Origin of the sequence: Pseudoalteromonas sp. NFXS39 (assembly GCF_040148775.1) — a bacterium.
Classification (GTDB): domain Bacteria; phylum Pseudomonadota; class Gammaproteobacteria; order Enterobacterales; family Alteromonadaceae; genus Pseudoalteromonas; species Pseudoalteromonas apostichopi.
Window position 1 is genome coordinate 272,578 of record NZ_JAGDEC010000001.1, and the last position, 14,929, is coordinate 287,506.

The 14,929-nt window shown below is 39.9% G+C and carries 15 protein-coding genes; 7 read left to right on the top strand and 8 right to left on the bottom strand.

Features of this window, described 5'->3' with window-relative positions; translation table 11 throughout:
* Positions 1 to 7: 7 nt before the first annotated feature.
* Together J3455_RS01175 and J3455_RS01180 are read right to left on the bottom strand one after the other, a co-directional pair.
* Positions 8 to 1,135: an efflux RND transporter periplasmic adaptor subunit gene (locus J3455_RS01175; protein WP_349560814.1), complete on the bottom strand. Its 1,128-nt coding sequence runs from the start codon at positions 1,133 to 1,135 to the stop codon at positions 8 to 10.
* A 58-nt stretch (positions 1,136 to 1,193) separates the two neighbouring features.
* The gene (locus tag J3455_RS01180) at positions 1,194 to 1,571 is read right to left on the bottom strand and encodes a hypothetical protein (protein WP_256853831.1); all 378 of its coding nucleotides are present in this window, start codon (positions 1,569 to 1,571) and stop codon (positions 1,194 to 1,196) included.
* A 157-nt stretch (positions 1,572 to 1,728) separates the two neighbouring features.
* Here J3455_RS01180 and J3455_RS01185 point away from each other — a divergent pair, with 157 nt between their 5' ends.
* The 5 genes from J3455_RS01185 (at position 1,729) to bfr (J3455_RS01205) (ending at position 7,457) form a co-directional block, all read left to right on the top strand.
* The gene (locus tag J3455_RS01185) at positions 1,729 to 2,589 is read left to right on the top strand and encodes a cation diffusion facilitator family transporter (RefSeq protein WP_286260568.1); all 861 of its coding nucleotides are present in this window, start codon (positions 1,729 to 1,731) and stop codon (positions 2,587 to 2,589) included.
* Between the two features lie 63 nt (positions 2,590 to 2,652).
* The gene (locus tag J3455_RS01190) at positions 2,653 to 3,723 is read left to right on the top strand and encodes a PepSY-associated TM helix domain-containing protein (RefSeq protein WP_349561104.1); all 1,071 of its coding nucleotides are present in this window, start codon (positions 2,653 to 2,655) and stop codon (positions 3,721 to 3,723) included.
* A 439-nt stretch (positions 3,724 to 4,162) separates the two neighbouring features.
* Positions 4,163 to 6,298, top strand: a complete 2,136-nt coding sequence (locus tag J3455_RS01195) for a TonB-dependent receptor (protein ID WP_349560816.1) — start codon at positions 4,163 to 4,165, stop codon at positions 6,296 to 6,298.
* Positions 6,299 to 6,507: 209 nt separating this feature from the next.
* Positions 6,508 to 6,981 (top strand): bacterioferritin, encoded by a 474-nt coding sequence (gene bfr / locus J3455_RS01200; RefSeq protein WP_130052506.1) that lies wholly within the window; start codon positions 6,508 to 6,510, stop codon positions 6,979 to 6,981.
* A gap of 11 nt (positions 6,982 to 6,992) precedes the next feature.
* A complete protein-coding gene (bfr, locus tag J3455_RS01205; protein ID WP_167658899.1) occupies positions 6,993 to 7,457 on the top strand; it encodes a bacterioferritin in 465 nt (154 codons plus the stop codon).
* Positions 7,458 to 7,514: 57 nt separating this feature from the next.
* On the opposite strand, the gene J3455_RS01210 is transcribed toward bfr (J3455_RS01205), so the two are convergent.
* Both J3455_RS01210 and J3455_RS01215 read right to left on the bottom strand, forming a co-directional pair.
* Complete coding sequence (locus tag J3455_RS01210; protein ID WP_167658898.1) at positions 7,515 to 7,988, bottom strand: mechanosensitive ion channel family protein; 474 nt, start codon at positions 7,986 to 7,988, stop codon at positions 7,515 to 7,517.
* Positions 7,989 to 8,047: 59 nt separating this feature from the next.
* Positions 8,048 to 8,503, bottom strand: a complete 456-nt coding sequence (locus J3455_RS01215; RefSeq protein ID WP_130052511.1) for a hypothetical protein — start codon at positions 8,501 to 8,503, stop codon at positions 8,048 to 8,050.
* 184 nt (positions 8,504 to 8,687) lie between these two features.
* On the opposite strand from J3455_RS01215, the gene J3455_RS01220 reads away from it, so the two are divergent.
* Positions 8,688 to 9,119 carry a DUF2541 family protein gene (locus J3455_RS01220; protein ID WP_256853834.1) on the top strand — a complete coding sequence of 144 codons (432 nt, stop codon included), beginning with the start codon at positions 8,688 to 8,690 and terminating at the stop codon, positions 9,117 to 9,119.
* Positions 9,120 to 9,396: 277 nt separating this feature from the next.
* On the opposite strand, the gene J3455_RS01225 is transcribed toward J3455_RS01220, so the two are convergent.
* The 4 genes from J3455_RS01225 to hutH all read right to left on the bottom strand — a co-directional run bounded on the left by J3455_RS01225 (position 9,397) and on the right by hutH (position 13,911).
* Positions 9,397 to 9,783 carry a hypothetical protein gene (locus tag J3455_RS01225; RefSeq protein ID WP_349560819.1) on the bottom strand — a complete coding sequence of 129 codons (387 nt, stop codon included), beginning with the start codon at positions 9,781 to 9,783 and terminating at the stop codon, positions 9,397 to 9,399.
* A gap of 90 nt (positions 9,784 to 9,873) precedes the next feature.
* On the bottom strand, positions 9,874 to 10,284 hold the full coding sequence (locus tag J3455_RS01230) for a GFA family protein (protein ID WP_349560820.1): 411 nt from the start codon (positions 10,282 to 10,284) through the stop codon (positions 9,874 to 9,876).
* 121 nt (positions 10,285 to 10,405) lie between these two features.
* Entirely contained in the window at positions 10,406 to 12,406 is a 2,001-nt protein-coding gene (hutU, locus tag J3455_RS01235; protein ID WP_167658895.1) for a urocanate hydratase, read from the bottom strand.
* Between the two features lie 11 nt (positions 12,407 to 12,417).
* Positions 12,418 to 13,911, bottom strand: coding sequence for a histidine ammonia-lyase (gene hutH / locus J3455_RS01240; RefSeq protein WP_130052518.1), 1,494 nt, complete (start codon positions 13,909 to 13,911; stop codon positions 12,418 to 12,420).
* A gap of 119 nt (positions 13,912 to 14,030) precedes the next feature.
* Here hutH and J3455_RS01245 point away from each other — a divergent pair, with 119 nt between their 5' ends.
* Complete coding sequence (locus tag J3455_RS01245; RefSeq protein ID WP_349560821.1) at positions 14,031 to 14,927, top strand: LysR family transcriptional regulator; 897 nt, start codon at positions 14,031 to 14,033, stop codon at positions 14,925 to 14,927.
* Positions 14,928 to 14,929 lie beyond the last annotated feature (2 nt).

Sequence of the window (14,929 nt, forward strand, 5' to 3'; positions counted from 1 at the left end):
GTCACCTCTAGTGGTTATGCGGATCAAATCCGCCTTTAGCTAGTTGTGATGCAATAAAAAATGCACCTTGGGTGACAACTTCAAGCCCGGCTTGAATATCCAGCACTTCACGATAATCGCCAAAACGTCTGCCGAGGTTCACTTCTTGGGCGACAAAGCCGCCATCGTCATCAACGACAAACAATTGCCAGTCACCATCTGCGCTGCGAGTTAATGCATTTTCAGGTACAGCAAGTACTGCTTTATCCGTTTCAAAATGAAAATACACATCGGCAAACATGCCTGGATGCAAACTATGCTGAGTGTTTTTTACCTCGAGCCTAACGGTGCGTGAGCGTGTTTGTTCATCAATGGTATGTGCTTCTTGAATAACTGTTGCTGGATAGCGATTACCGTTAACTTCTAACAGCGCCGTAGAGCCATTACTGATAGTACGGTCTTGATTAGCTGAAAGCTGAGCAGCAACCCAAAGCGCTGATTCATCGGCTATTAGCATCAACTCAATCCCCGAATCGACTCGCTGACCTTGGGCAAAGTTATCGGTTAAAACAGCCCCCGATGTTTGTGCAAACAAGGTGTATTCACCGAGTTTTTCTGGGTTTATGGTGAGTGTTTTTGCAATAGCTTGTTTTGATAAACCAAAGGCAACTAATCGGCTATAAGCCACTTCATATTCAGCTTTAGCAGTTAAAATTTGCTTTTTGCTTACCGTGCCAGCTGTCATTTTAGTTAGCCGTTTTAACTCGGCTTCAGCTAACCTAAATTCAGTTTGCTGGCTGGCCACTTCGCCACTAAATAAAGTGACTAAAGAGTCTCCTTTATTTACATGCTGCCCTAATAAGGCATGGCGCTTTACAACAATTGAATCAACACGCGGTGACACTAAATAACTGGCATAGCCATTGGCTTTGATTTCGCCCGGTGCATACAAGGTTTGCTTGTGTTTTTTCAGTACAAGGCGCTCAATCTTGATATTAGCTAGTTGCTGTTGCTGCTCAGTTAAACTGACTTCATTAGCATGTTCAGCTTGCTCATTTTCTTGGTGATTATGCGCTTGTTCTGTCGCATAAATATTTGTCACAGTCATGTAGCATACGCACAGCAATGCATAACGCATAAAATTTCTTAAATACATATATTGTCTCTTACTTAAAATGGGCTAAGCCCAAATAACATCTAAAAAGGGTTTGGGATTAAGTAAGAGCTAAAATAGGTGGGCGATGTAGCGGTGCTAAGTCAGGCGATTTGAAGTTGAAATCAAGTGATTCAATTTTAGTGAAATAGACACCAGTAGGTTCAGACAATTGCAGCGAATCTAAAAATGCAGGGCTGTGACAAACATGACAATGGCCTTTCTCGGCTGAGTCAGACAACTGTTTACTAAGCTCGTCATGCTCTGATTGATGTAGTTGATGATCGCCATTGGCAGCGCAATGAGCTTCAAGGTCAATTTCTTCTGATAGCAGTACCGAGGTGTGATTAAACGCAACATTATGATCGGCCACATCAAAGCTATCCAGCAGTGGCTGGAGCAATAATACGCTAATCAAAATAATAAATGCAGCTTTCACATTGAGCCTAAAAATTGGTACGTCGACGCTAAATTAACAAATCCACCCGCATTTGAACAGAAAATTATAATCTGTCAGCGAACAAACCAATACAAACATTTTATTACAAAGGCACGCATGGTATAAAAATAAAGCAAATCAATAACTAGGTATTTATATGGGACACGGACACCACCATCACCACGATACAAATAACCAAAGCACCCGCCAACTCATGCTGGCAATTGCAATTAATGTGTTATTAACTGTCGCTCAGGTGATTGGCGGCCTCGTTTCTGGCAGCTTATCGTTAATTGCTGATGCGCTGCACAATTTAAGCGATGCCTCGTCGTTATTCATTGCCCTAATTGCCCGAAAAATTGGTGCCAAACCTGCTAATGATCGTTATCAATACGGTTATAAACGTGCAGAAATTTTAGCCACGCTATTTAACAGTTTAAGTTTAATTGTGATTGGTGGTTACTTAATTTTTGAAGCGATCACCAACTATTTAAACCCCGACCCCATTGATGGCTGGATCATCATTTGGGTTGCGGGTCTTGCGCTGGTTGTTGATCTTGTCACCGCCCTATTAACTTACAAAGCAGGTGCAAAAGACAGTATGAATATTCGTGCTGCGTTTATACATAATGTGTCTGATGCACTAGCCTCAGTTGTGGTAATCATTGCGGGTACCTTAATCATTCTCTACCAGTGGTATATTGTTGATTTAATTGCCACTATGCTGATTTCAATGTATGTCATTTATCACGGCATTTTACTGTTAATTGCCAGTAGTAAAATTTTAATGCAAGCAGCCCCTGATAATTTTGCTGTAACAGACGCTATCAATAGGCTTAAAGCCCAATTTGCAATCACTGATGTTGATTACCTTAAAACATGGCAGATAGATGATCATCACGTTCATTGCGAGCTAAAGTTTCGTGCCAAGCAAAGCATCAGTAACGATGATATACGTCACTTTTTACATAACAACTTTGCAATTGAAAGCTGTACCATTGAACAAGTTTTAGTGTAAATGTTTCGCGTTATCATTTACTATTCAGTTTTGTGTTAAAGCAAACTGAAGGAACAAATCTTGTTGAAGTTGTGGTTACGTCGTACGCATTTATTACTTGCCTTAGTAAGCGGTTTATTTTTAATTTGTTTAAGTTTGACCGGTGCTTTGCTTATTTACGCAAAAGACATTCAAAATCTTACTCAAAGTGATAGATGGACAGTAACGCCAGCGGCTTCAGCACTTGATTTTGATAACCTCATCAATCACGTTTCAGCGTCAACTAAACAACCTGTTACTCTGGTAATGCCAGAGCAGCGCAGTGATCTAGCGTGGCAATTACAACTAGCAAATAACCGCTATGTGAGTGTTAATCCATACAATGGTCAGGTTTTACATGAATACGATTATTACAGTACGATTTATGGCTTTACCATGGCTTTGCACCGCTGGCTGCTTTATGAAGATGGCGATAAAAGCCGGCCTCTAAGAAACTGGGTCTCGGTGTGTGCGCTCATTCTTATTATTGAAATTCTGCTCGGCTTTTATATTTGGGTTAAGCCAAAAAATCGTATGAAACGTTTGGCTATTAAGCGTAAAGCAAAGTTTAGAGTACTGATGTATCAGCTACATACCGTTTTGGGTGTGTATTTTTTAATTCCACTCATTTTAATTGCTTACACAGGTATGGCGTTTAACTGGAAAGAACAAACCAAAGCCGTATTAGAATTTGTGATGCAAGGCACAGTTGAAGATAGACCTAAACCGCCAGCGGTTATTCCCCCTTTAGCGGATACGCCCTTTCAAGTGCAAAAAGCGTTTGATAACGCACAAACTGTATTTCCTGAGGGTAAGTTATTTAGAATTTATTTACCGAAAAAACCAAGTGACAACATAGGATTTAGAATAGAGAACCCAGGTGAAAGCCATGCCTATAGTTGGGTATGGGCAAACCCATATTCAGCCGATATTGTAGCAAGTTATGATGCCAGCGAAAGCTCTTTGACCACTCAAACTTGGAACTTCAAATATAAGTTTCATATTGGTGATTTTGCAGGCCCAATTGTGCAATTATTGTGGTTGATATTTGCTTTATCACCGTTATTTTTTACGATCTCAGGTGTTTACTTTTGGTACAAACGGCATTATAGATAGACACTTTATCTGACAGATTAATTATACAACGGCCTTTCATCATTAAACGAATTCATATTCTCGGCCAAAGCTATATTACTGCGTATATATAATCACATGAATGTGTAAAATTGGTGTCAAAACACTTGATGCTAAAGTGGCAATCAACCACATCGCTATATCAACTGTTTATTCACAAATTTGGGTGCTGCTAGCTAACATCAGAAATATCAGTAACACCTATGTTAGCGCTTTAAAACCAATACTCTGAACACGCAAAATTAGTAAGGGTTCAAATATAATACTCACCTATTAAGCATCCATTGAACATTCGTGGATGCTAAATTCATCGCTATATAACAGAACCAAAGAACTTATTGCAAATCATTATCATTAACCTTGCCTTTACTCTTCTTTACATTTAGACTGCCGCACAATCAAACAAGAATTAAGGACAAGCATGTTAAAAACTTCTCTGACTCTGGTCGCTATTGCAATTAGCAGCCAATCATTTGCTGATGATGCCATCAATAAAAACCTTACCGCAGAAGAAATGGAACACGTTGTTGTATCAGGCAGCCGTGTATTTGAAAGCATTGATGAAGTCCCAGCTTCTGTCACTATTATTAGCCAACAGCAAATTGAAGAACATTTAAAAGTTAATCCAGAATTACAAAGCTTACTTGCGCAAATGGTACCAGGCCTTGCACCAGATACCGGCAGTTCGAGTAATACAGGTCAGAGTTTACGTGGTCGTGCACCACTTGTAATGATCGATGGAGTGCCACAATCGACACCACTCAGAAACGGCTCATTAGGAGTTAAAACTCTCGATCCAAGCGCCATTGCGCGTATCGAAGTGATCAAAGGCGCTACCTCTGTTTATGGTAATGGTGCATCGGGCGGTATCATTAACTACATCACAAAGCAGGCAACAAGTGATGGTCAGCCAGAAGGTGAGATCAGCCTATCGTCACGTTTTAGTGCAGTTAAATTAGAAGAAAGCGCCGGTGCGCGAGTCTCTGCAGCAATTAATGGTCGTGCTGATAAAATTAGCTATTTATTTACCGCAAGTTACGAAGAAAATGGTGTTCAACGTGACGCCGAAGGCGATATTCTTGGCTTGCAGTATGGTTTATCTGATGCAGTAACAGAAAACTACTTTACCAAACTCGGCTATGATTTTGATGATGAGAAGCAGCTGCAATTTAGCTATAACTACTTTAGCTCTCAACAAAAAACCGATTTAGGTGACGTTGTTGGCAACCTGAACGATGGCGATAAAACTTATGCGATTCATGTACCTAAAGAGCTTCAAAAGCAAGGTAAACCACAAGGCCCAGACGGTAACGAAAACATAACCTTAAAATATACAGACTACGCCCTATTTACTAATACACAAACGACGCTCGATCTGTATATGCAAGACATCGAGAATGTGTTTTTCTTTTCAACAAACTTAGCTAACCCAGACGAAGGTTACGAAGGCGGCCAATCAATTATTCGCTCAGAAAAGAAAGGGGCGCGCGCTACCTTTAATACCCTTGTTGATTTTGACAATGTTGAAGCCACCTTTATTTATGGCCTAGATGCACTGAATGATGTGACTTCTCAACCGCTTGTTGATGGCCGTGTTTGGGTACCAGAGATGGATATGGAAAGCCTTGCTGGCTTTTTACAAACAAAGTGGGTTATCGATAATGATTTAATCATTAAAGCGGGTGTGCGCCAAGAGAGTATTGATTTAACCGTTGATGACTACAACACCTTAAAGCTTTGTCGCTCAGAAACACAGTGCTCAGTGCCACTTAGTGTAAAGGGTGACACTATTGATTACGATGCAACCACCTATAACGTAGGTGTTAAATACAATTTGCTTGATGCCTTCAGCCCGTTTGCCAATTATTCACAAGGTTCTGATATCTCAGATATTGGCCGCTTATTACGTTCTGCAACAGTAAATGATATTGGCCTAATTCAAACAGAAGCATCAATCATCGATAACTATGAAATTGGCTTTACATCACAGTTTGATGACTTACGTTTTGAATTTGCAGCTTACCGCAGTACATCTGAGTTTGGCACCACTAATAGCTTTAATGAGGTAACGGGTGTCTATGAGCCAGTAAGAGCGCCACAAGAGATCTGGGGTTACGAAACACTAATCGATTATAAAATTAATCCAACCCTCAAACTTGTTGCAACCTACAGCTATGTTGAAGGTAAGAACACCGAAGACGACATTTACTTAGGCTCTCGCCAAATAAGCCCACCAAAAGGTACTGCTAATTTAAACTGGCAACCAAATGATGAATTATCACTCACTGTGAGTTATTTATATGTTGGTTCACGCAAACGCTTTGAGCCAAATGCAGAGGGTGACTTTGTTGGTGATCAAGGTCCAATTAGCAGTTACAACCTATTTAACCTAAGCGGTCGTTATAACTTTAGCAACAACTGGCAAGCGTTTATGGGTGTAGAAAACCTATTTAATAATGATTACTACCCTGCCCGTGCGCAGTCTTATACTTATGGTGGCTATAACATTAAAGGTTTAGGTACGACCATGACACTCGGTGCAACTTATAGCTTCTAAAGCAGTTTTTGTTTGGAGCAACAAGCCCTTCTTAGTAAGGGCTTTTTCATTTAAGAATAGAAACGATAAATTGTTCATTTATCAACCATTAACGCAAACTTAAACGAGAATCACACTCAATAGTAAACAACTGATTTACAAAGGAAAATGTTTGCAATCTTATTTTTATATACTACAATTATCGCAACTTGGAATTCGAGGACAGCATTATGAAAGGTAACCAAAAAGTCATCGATAGTTTTAATAAACTACTCGCAAACGAATTAGCTGCTATAGATCAATACTTTATTCATTCTCGTATGTATGACGATTGGGGCCTAAATAAGCTGTATGAGCGTCTTAACCACGAAATGGAAGAAGAAAAAGACCACGCTGATTGGTTGATAAAACGTATTCTATTTTTAGAAGGCGTACCAAACATGACTAAACGTCGTGATTTATTAATTGGCTCAGACGTTAAAAGCATGATGCAAAATGACTTAACACTTGAGCTAGAAGTTGTTGACTGCGTTAAAGAAGCTATTTCAATTTGTGAACAAGAAAAAGACTATCAATCACGCGAAGTGCTTGAAAAGCTATTATTTGATACAGAAGAAGATCATGTTTACTGGTTAGAACAACAGCTGGGTCTAATCGACAAAATTGGTAGCCAAAACTACCATCAATCTCAAATGGGCGAATAGAGGCTAATTGTATGAAAGGCGATAAAAGCGTCATTGCTGCACTTAATAAAGTATTAGCAAATGAATTAGTGGGTATTAACCAATACTTTTTACACGCTCGTATGTTTAAAGATTTTGGTTTTTCAAAATTAGACAAAGCTGATTACAAAGTATCTATTCAAAAAATGAAAAACGCCGACCGTTTAATTGAGCGTATTTTGTTTTTAGAAGGTTTACCAAACTTACAAGATTTAGGTCGCCTACGTATTGGTGAAAACTCAGAAGAAATGATCGAAGCTAACATGAGCTTTGAACTTGATTCATTAGTCGATCTTAAAGCGGGAATTAAACTTGCTGAAGAGAAAAAAGATTACATCAGCCGTGAAGCGTTAGATAACATCTTAAATGAGCAAGAAGAACAGATTGATTGGCTTGAAACACAGCAACAGTTAATCAAAACCGCAGGGCTTGAGAATTACCTGCAATCTCAAATGTAATTTGCTAAAACTTAAAAAAGCAGCCTAGGCTGCTTTTTTTATGGCAAAAATTTGTGCTTAATCGTCTTCGCGATCAATGATTGACACTTTATTACTTAAAATTAAAGAGTTAGGAATTAAATGCACCGCTCCCTCGCCTTTAATTGTGATATAGCGCAAATTAAGGTCAATCACTGTGCCCTTTGAATTGCTCACTTCAATGTAATTACCAAGCTTAATGGGCTTATAAAGCACAATCATGACACCTGCTACTAGATTCGAAATAGCATCCTTCAACGCAAAACCCAAAGCAAAGCCTGTTAGGCCTAAGCCGGCAACTAAAGCGGCAACGTCAAAACCCAGTTTCGATAACGCAAGCACAATACCAATGAATAATAAAATAGCGCGCTGCGAGTTAGAAATAAGCCGAAAAGTTTCAAGAGCGGTTGAATCAAAGCGTCGTTGAAATTGTTTAATAGCATGGTCTATAAGCAGGCTTGCAATGTAAAAGGCAGCGATAACTAAAAGTGCTTGAATAAATTGGCTAGTCATAGAATTTTCAATTAAAAATAAAAGCCCATAATAGGCTTGAATTTGCGTGAGACAAACATTTATTGCTTTTCAAACACACATGAAACTTCAGGTTTATTCAGTGTGTAAGTGATATTGCCATTATCTTTAAAACGCAGATCTTCAGTTGTTGAACCGTTATCGTCTTCATTTTCACAGCGAAAGTAGCGTTTAGTTCTGACAATCCCATTTACAAAGTATTTTAACTTCGAACTGACAACACAAAAATTTGGGATCTTCTTTACCTGCGTACCGTTATGTAAGTCACTAAAGTCGATTAATGTTCCTAAGCTAAATCCTTGAGTTGTTTCTTTTATCAATGAAAAGGAGGCGTTTTGACAAACCACATCACTGCCTGCTTTCACTTTGTAATCACCTTGTTTATCTTTAATCAGAGCCAAAAACTGCGTTTTATTGCTCGGCTTCACATCAAGTAGAGCACTAGCAATTGACGAGGTTGATAGTAAAAAAGCCACTAAACAAAAGTAATATCTCATTGAAAATCCATAAACTTATAGACACTTTACTAGCATAGCATGCTGATTAAGGTTGGTGAATTTATAACGCATTAGTTAATACGATAAAAAAATGCTTTTGGTTCTATTTTATGAACTTTGCATAAGCAACCAATCTGTTTATGTGCTATAAATTTTAATGATGAAAATTTTTGGAGGGAATCAAATGAAAATAATCAAACTCATCGCTTTAACAACATTTTTAACCCTAGCTAGCACACAAAGCCTAGCCAGTGATGACGACTGGAAGTCCATCGCCGAGAAAAAAGTCAGCTACAAAAGCGAAACCGATACCGTTAATCCTATCACCAGCAGCAACTACAGCCATATTAAAATTAAATGTACCCATGGCACTGTGAATCTTAAGAAAATTAAAGTTGTTATGAATAACGGTGAAGAAAAAGTGTTTGATAACCTAGGGGTTTTAACCAAAGGGATGTCGTCACGTAGTTTAAGCTTACCAGACAAAAACGACGCTAAACTCGATAAAATCAAACTTGAATATGAATCGGTAGGCAGCACAGCCCTTAGTATGGCAGGTGTAACCGAAAAAGCAGAAGTTGAGATTCTCGCGAAAAAAGCAAAGAAAGAAGATTAAAGTTGCGAGTTGCGAGTTGCGAGTTGCGAGTTGCGAGTTGCGAGTTGCGAGTCAGGATGTTAGAGCCTATACAGTTTCACAAGCAGCGGCGTCTTTCCGCCGCGACCATTTAAAAACAAACGCGCGAAACAAGTTTCACGCCTACGATAGTGCCCTTGTAGATCGCCCATTTATGGCGACAAAAACCGTGGTAATTTTCAAGTAGGAACGGCTTCAGCAGTGAACCTTCGATGTTCGGCGTTGAAACGCCTCCTACAAACTTTACTCTAGTATCTCGCTAACTCTTTACTGATTTGTCTAATTTAGTTACATAAGCTTTAAGCTCTGCAAGCTGACTTTTTTCGCCTTGGTGAACATTCATTGCTTTTGCAAAGTAGCTATTGGCTTGCTGCTGCTCACCAGCTTGCTCATGAATAAGTCCAATCCGAAGATAAGTAAACGCAAGATTATTAGGGCCTAACTCTGTTTGCAGCTTTTTAGCGCTATCAAGCTCAAGAATTCTTGCGAGTGCATTTAATGCATAAAGCGCACTATCGCTTGAACCTTTGATGTACTGAGAATGAGCGATTTCTAGCTCATTTTTAAGAAACTCGGCTGTCATTTCATTTGCGTTTGTAGGTACTGCTAACGAGACTAAAGCAGCTAAGGTTAAAACTTTAAACATATTAAACCTCCTTTTAAAATGTATCTTAAAGATTAATCAAACTCGATTAGCTGGTCAAACTTTATTCATAAAAGCAAATTATCAAAGCGCTTAATCGCGACCCAAGCCAATCAAATTTTTGCCATTTAAACCTTTTTTATGCCATTCTGTTTGTTCTTCACAGAATATTTGCGCGTCTAATTCTTTACTTGGCTCTTCGTTTAAACTACCTGCAGGTACGAGTAGGTATTTACTGTCTTGTGATTCAAATGGCAGCGCAGAGCCACAGGTTTTACAAAACGCTCTAGATAATGCACGACCAGGATAATTAAACCGCGTTATATGCTGCTGACCTTTTACCCATTCGATAGCATCTGGTGAGGTAAACAAATTTGCAGCGTGAGCTGTTCCGCTCAGTTTTCGACATTGTTCACAATGACAGAAGTAAAAACGCCTAAATTTATCAGCAACTTTAAAACTCACTGCACCGCAGCAACATTCACCCGTCAGTGTTTTAGTCATCTCTATCTCCTCATTAGCTAAGCCAAAAATTTATTACCTAAACAATGCGCTATTTAAAAATTTTAGGCAATAAAAAAGGCCATGTTGCGTGTACAACATAGCCTTTTTGCATTGACACAACTTAGAAATCTAAGTTTGATAAAACTTCATCATCAACGTTATTAGACAAGGTCACTTTAAGTTTAGGCGTACGAGCCATTTCACGTTTAATTGCAAAATTAGCTTCTTCGTTACGAGCCCAACTACGACGAGCAATACCGTTGTTTACATCAAATAATAGCATAGATTTCAGACGACGCTCGGCAGCTTCACTACCATCTAGTAGCATACCAAAACCACCGTTGATCACTTCGCCCCAGCCTACACCACCACCATTATGGATAGATACCCATGTTGCACCACGGAAACCATCACCAATTACGTTATGAATAGCCATATCTGCTGTAAAGCGGCTACCGTCATAAATGTTTGATGTTTCGCGGAAAGGTGAATCAGTACCACTTACATCATGGTGGTCACGACCAAGTACAACTGGACCAATTTCACCACGATTAATGGCATCATTAAAGGCTTTAGCAATTTCAGCGCGGCCTTGTGCGTCTGCATAAAGAATACGAGCTTGAGAACCTACAACAAGTTTGTTTTGCTTCGCATCTTTGATCCACGTGATGTTGTCTTGCATTTGCTGTTGGATCTCTTCTGGCGAGTCCGCCATGATTTTATTTAAAACGTCTGCAGCAATCGCATCTGTTTTATCTAGATCTTCTGGCTTACCTGAGGTACATACCCAGCGGAACGGGCCAAAGCCGTAATCAAAACACATTGGGCCAAGAATATCTTGTACGTACGATGGGTATTTAAAATCAATACCATTATCAGCCATTACATCGCCACCAGCGCGTGATGCTTCTAACAAAAACGCATTACCGTAATCAAAGAAGTAAGTACCTTTTGCCGTGTGCTTGTTAACAGCATCGGCGTGGCGCTTAAGCGTCGCTTGTACTTTTTCTTTAAATACTTCTGGCTCTTCACGAATTAATCGATTTGACTCTTCATAGCTGATATCAACCGGGTAGTAACCGCCTGACCATGGGTTATGAAGTGAAGTTTGGTCAGAACCTAAGTGAATGAAAATATCTTCAGCTAAGAAGCTTTCCCATACATCAACTACGTTACCAATAAAGGCAATCGAAACCACTTCTTCATTTTGCTGAGCAGTACGTACACGCTCAACAAGCTCTGGCATGTTATCGATTAGCTCATCTACCCAACCTTGTTGATGACGCTTAATAGCCGCCTTAGGGTTAACCTCGGCACACACGGTAATACAGTTAGCAATGTTACCCGCTTTTGGCTGAGCACCACTCATACCGCCTAAACCAGCAGTTAAGAAGATCTTACCTTTTGGTGATTCGCCTTTTGCAAGTACTTTACGGAACGCATTCATTACCGTAATGGTTGTACCGTGAACGATACCTTGCGGGCCAATGTACATAAATGAACCCGCAGTCATTTGACCATATTGAGTTACACCTAGTGCATTGAATTTTTCCCAGTCATCCGGTTTTGAATAGTTCGGGATCATCATACCGTTTGTCACAACCACTCGCGGTGCTTCAACTGATGATGGAAATAACCCCATAGGGTGACCCGAATACATGTGTAGCGTTTGGTCTTCTTCCATTTCGCTTAAGTACTTCATGGTTAATAAATACTGCGCCCAATTTTGGAATACCGCACCGTTACCACCGTAAGTGATTAGCTCTTCTGGGTGCTGTGCTACAGCAGGGTCAAGGTTATTGTCGATCATTAACATGATAGCGGCAGCTTGTTCGCATTTAGCTGGATAATCACTGATCGAGCGCGCTTTAAGCTCATAGTTAGGTTTAAAGCGATACATGTAAATACGGCCAAATTGTTTGAGCTCAGCAGCAAATTCAGCAGCTAATTCTTGATGCCATTCTTTAGGGAAATAGCGCAATGCGTTACGAATAGCCAATTGCTTTTCGTCGGCCGATAAAATGTCTTTACGTTTTGGAGCTCGGTTTGCATCGCTTGGATACGGTTTTGGCTCTGGCAATACGCTTGGGATACCTTGCTTAATTTGTTCTTGAAAAGTCATTATTTGCTCCCTTAGTTAACTTTAAACGCTTGCGATTTAACAAGTTCTACCATGGCATCAATATCAGGCTTAAGTAAGCGGTCTTCTTCTAATTTGGCAACTTTGCTGCGAATTAATGCAAAGTTTTCTTCAATGATGTCAGAACACTTATTAGGACGTCTAAATTCAATTGCTTGTGCTGCATACATAAGCTCAATTGCAAAGATTTTATCAAGATTACCTAAAATCTGGTTTAACTTACGACCAGAAATACTACCCATAGATACGTGATCTTCTTGACCCATTGATGTTGGTACACTGTCCGCTGATGGTGGGAAACACAAAGATTTGTTTTCTGTTACCAATGCCGCAGTCACGTATTGTGGGATCATCATGCCAGAGTTTAAGCCACCCGATGACGTTAATAAACGCGGTAAACCATGTAAGCCCTCAAGTAGCAAGTAACAACGACGATCAGCAATGTTACCAAGCTCTGCTGCTGCAATTGAAGCATAATCTAATACCATAGCAAGTGGTTGACCGTGGAAACCACCACCCGAAATTGCTTCTTCTTCGCTGATCACAATTGGGTTATCTGTAACTGAATTCATTTCTGTTTCAGCAAGTTCTTTTAAGTGGTAATACGCATTACGTGATGCACCATGAACTTGAGGAATACAACGCAGTGAGTAAGGGTCTTGAACACGGTCACAATCAGTATGTGAAGCCATGTTTTCAGAGCCTGCAAAAAAGCTGCGCATACGCGCTGCAACTTCGATGTTACCTTTAAAAGCACGGATAGCATGTAACTCTTCACGGAATGGTGATTCGCTACCTTGCATACCTTCAATACTCATAGCACCTGCGATGTCTGCAAGGTCTAATAGGTAACGCATTTTAGTAAGCGCAGTAATGGCATGAGATAAAATAAACTGAGTACCATTAATTAACGCTAAACCTTCTTTAGCATGTAAATCTAGAGGCGCTAAACCGTGCTCTTTTAATACTTCTGCTGCTGGCTTGATTGTGTCGTTTACCCAAAACTCACCTTCACCTAGAAGAGGTAAAAATAAGTGCGATAACGGTGCTAAGTCGCCCGATGCGCCAACTGAACCTTGCTCTGGTACAACAGGAATGATATCAAGTTCAATAAACTTAAGCATACGCTCAACAACGGTTAAACGAATACCTGAAAAACCTTGGCTTAATGCATGTACTTTGGTGATTAGCATCAGCTTTGAAATAGGTTTAGCGATTGGCTCACCCACACCTACAGCGTGTGTGATCAATAAGTTCTTTTGTAATAAGTTGGTTTCTTCTGGAGAAATTTGTGTATCACATAATGGGCCAAAGCCCGTATTGATACCATAGATGGCTTTATCTGAGGCAGCCATTTTATCTACGTTTTGGCGGCTTTTATTAATTTTATCAATTGCTTCTTGGCAAAGCTCTGCCTGTAACGTACCGGCTGCAATAGCATTAACGCTATCTAATGTTAATTGGTCAACACCATACTTAAATGTCATTTATAACTCCTAAAGAACAGGATTAGTTTTATTTAGAGGGAGTCTAGCTTGCTCTAGTTGTTTTACAAATGCATAATTATCGTTATTCATTCCAGATTTATCGAACTAAAAGAAGAGCTATGCAAGTTCATGACGTAGACCTGCGCTTATTGCGCGTTTTTGTAGCAATTGTTGAGTGTGGCGGGCTTTCAGCCGCAGAGTCACGTTTAAATATTGGCCGTTCAACCATCAGTGCACATTTATCTGATTTAGAGGTAAGGCTTGGCATTAAATTATGTAAACGTGGCCGTAGTGGCTTTGAAATTACAGATGCAGGAGCTATCACCTATCAGGGATCGATTGAACTGCTTCAGCAATGCGAAGCGTTTGCTAATACTGTAGCAAGCTCTAAAAATGAGTTATCTGGACGTTTAAGTATCGCTATGATAGATACCATGGTTAGCGATCCACGCTGTGCCGTTCCCCGTGCTATTGCAAGGTTAAAAGGAAAAGGTAAAAACATTCAGTTCGATATTAACGTATGTGAAGCACGAGAGGTAGAAACCGCAGTAGCCAATGGCCGCTCGTTAGTGGGGATTGGTGTTAGCCGCCATCATATTCGCGGATTAGATTACACCGCCCTACATAACGAAACCAACTTTCTGTATTGCGCAGTCGGTCACCCGTTATTTAATTGTGAAGACAAGAAAATAAATGAGCTGCTCAAAGAAGCTGAAGTGATTACCAGTAACTACATGCGTGATAAAGAAAGCCGAAATGATGGCTTAAACTATCAAAATAGTGCCGTTGCCTACCATGATGAAGGGATTGCACATTTAATTTTATCTGGTGAGTTTATTGGTTATTTACCTGATCACTATGCACAGTTCTGGGTCGATAAAGGCATTTTTAAGGCTGTTCAGCCAAACAAATATCACTACGATATTCCTGTGGTATTAATCACCTCAAAAACAAACGCCAGCTCGCCTTTAGCAAATGCTATGATTGACGAAATTAAGCGCTGTTACGCGGTTTAGGC

Excerpts from the sequence above, each read along its gene's own strand:
- J3455_RS01220 (WP_256853834.1), top strand. The coding sequence starts at position 8,688 with ATGAAAATAATCAAACTCATCGCTTTAACAACATTTTTAACCCTAGCT.
- J3455_RS01230 (WP_349560820.1), bottom strand. The coding sequence starts at position 10,284 with ATGACTAAAACACTGACGGGTGAATGTTGCTGCGGTGCAGTGAGTTTT.
- hutH (WP_130052518.1), bottom strand. The coding sequence starts at position 13,911 with ATGACATTTAAGTATGGTGTTGACCAATTAACATTAGATAGCGTTAAT.
- J3455_RS01175 (WP_349560814.1), bottom strand. The coding sequence starts at position 1,135 with ATGTATTTAAGAAATTTTATGCGTTATGCATTGCTGTGCGTATGCTAC.
- J3455_RS01225 (WP_349560819.1), bottom strand. The coding sequence starts at position 9,783 with ATGTTTAAAGTTTTAACCTTAGCTGCTTTAGTCTCGTTAGCAGTACCT.
- hutU (WP_167658895.1), bottom strand. The coding sequence starts at position 12,406 with ATGACTTTTCAAGAACAAATTAAGCAAGGTATCCCAAGCGTATTGCCA.
- bfr (WP_167658899.1), top strand. The coding sequence starts at position 6,993 with ATGAAAGGCGATAAAAGCGTCATTGCTGCACTTAATAAAGTATTAGCA.
- J3455_RS01195 (WP_349560816.1), top strand. The coding sequence starts at position 4,163 with ATGTTAAAAACTTCTCTGACTCTGGTCGCTATTGCAATTAGCAGCCAA.
- J3455_RS01245 (WP_349560821.1), top strand. The coding sequence starts at position 14,031 with ATGCAAGTTCATGACGTAGACCTGCGCTTATTGCGCGTTTTTGTAGCA.
- J3455_RS01185 (WP_286260568.1), top strand. The coding sequence starts at position 1,729 with ATGGGACACGGACACCACCATCACCACGATACAAATAACCAAAGCACC.
- J3455_RS01210 (WP_167658898.1), bottom strand. The coding sequence starts at position 7,988 with ATGACTAGCCAATTTATTCAAGCACTTTTAGTTATCGCTGCCTTTTAC.
- bfr (WP_130052506.1), top strand. The coding sequence starts at position 6,508 with ATGAAAGGTAACCAAAAAGTCATCGATAGTTTTAATAAACTACTCGCA.
- J3455_RS01215 (WP_130052511.1), bottom strand. The coding sequence starts at position 8,503 with ATGAGATATTACTTTTGTTTAGTGGCTTTTTTACTATCAACCTCGTCA.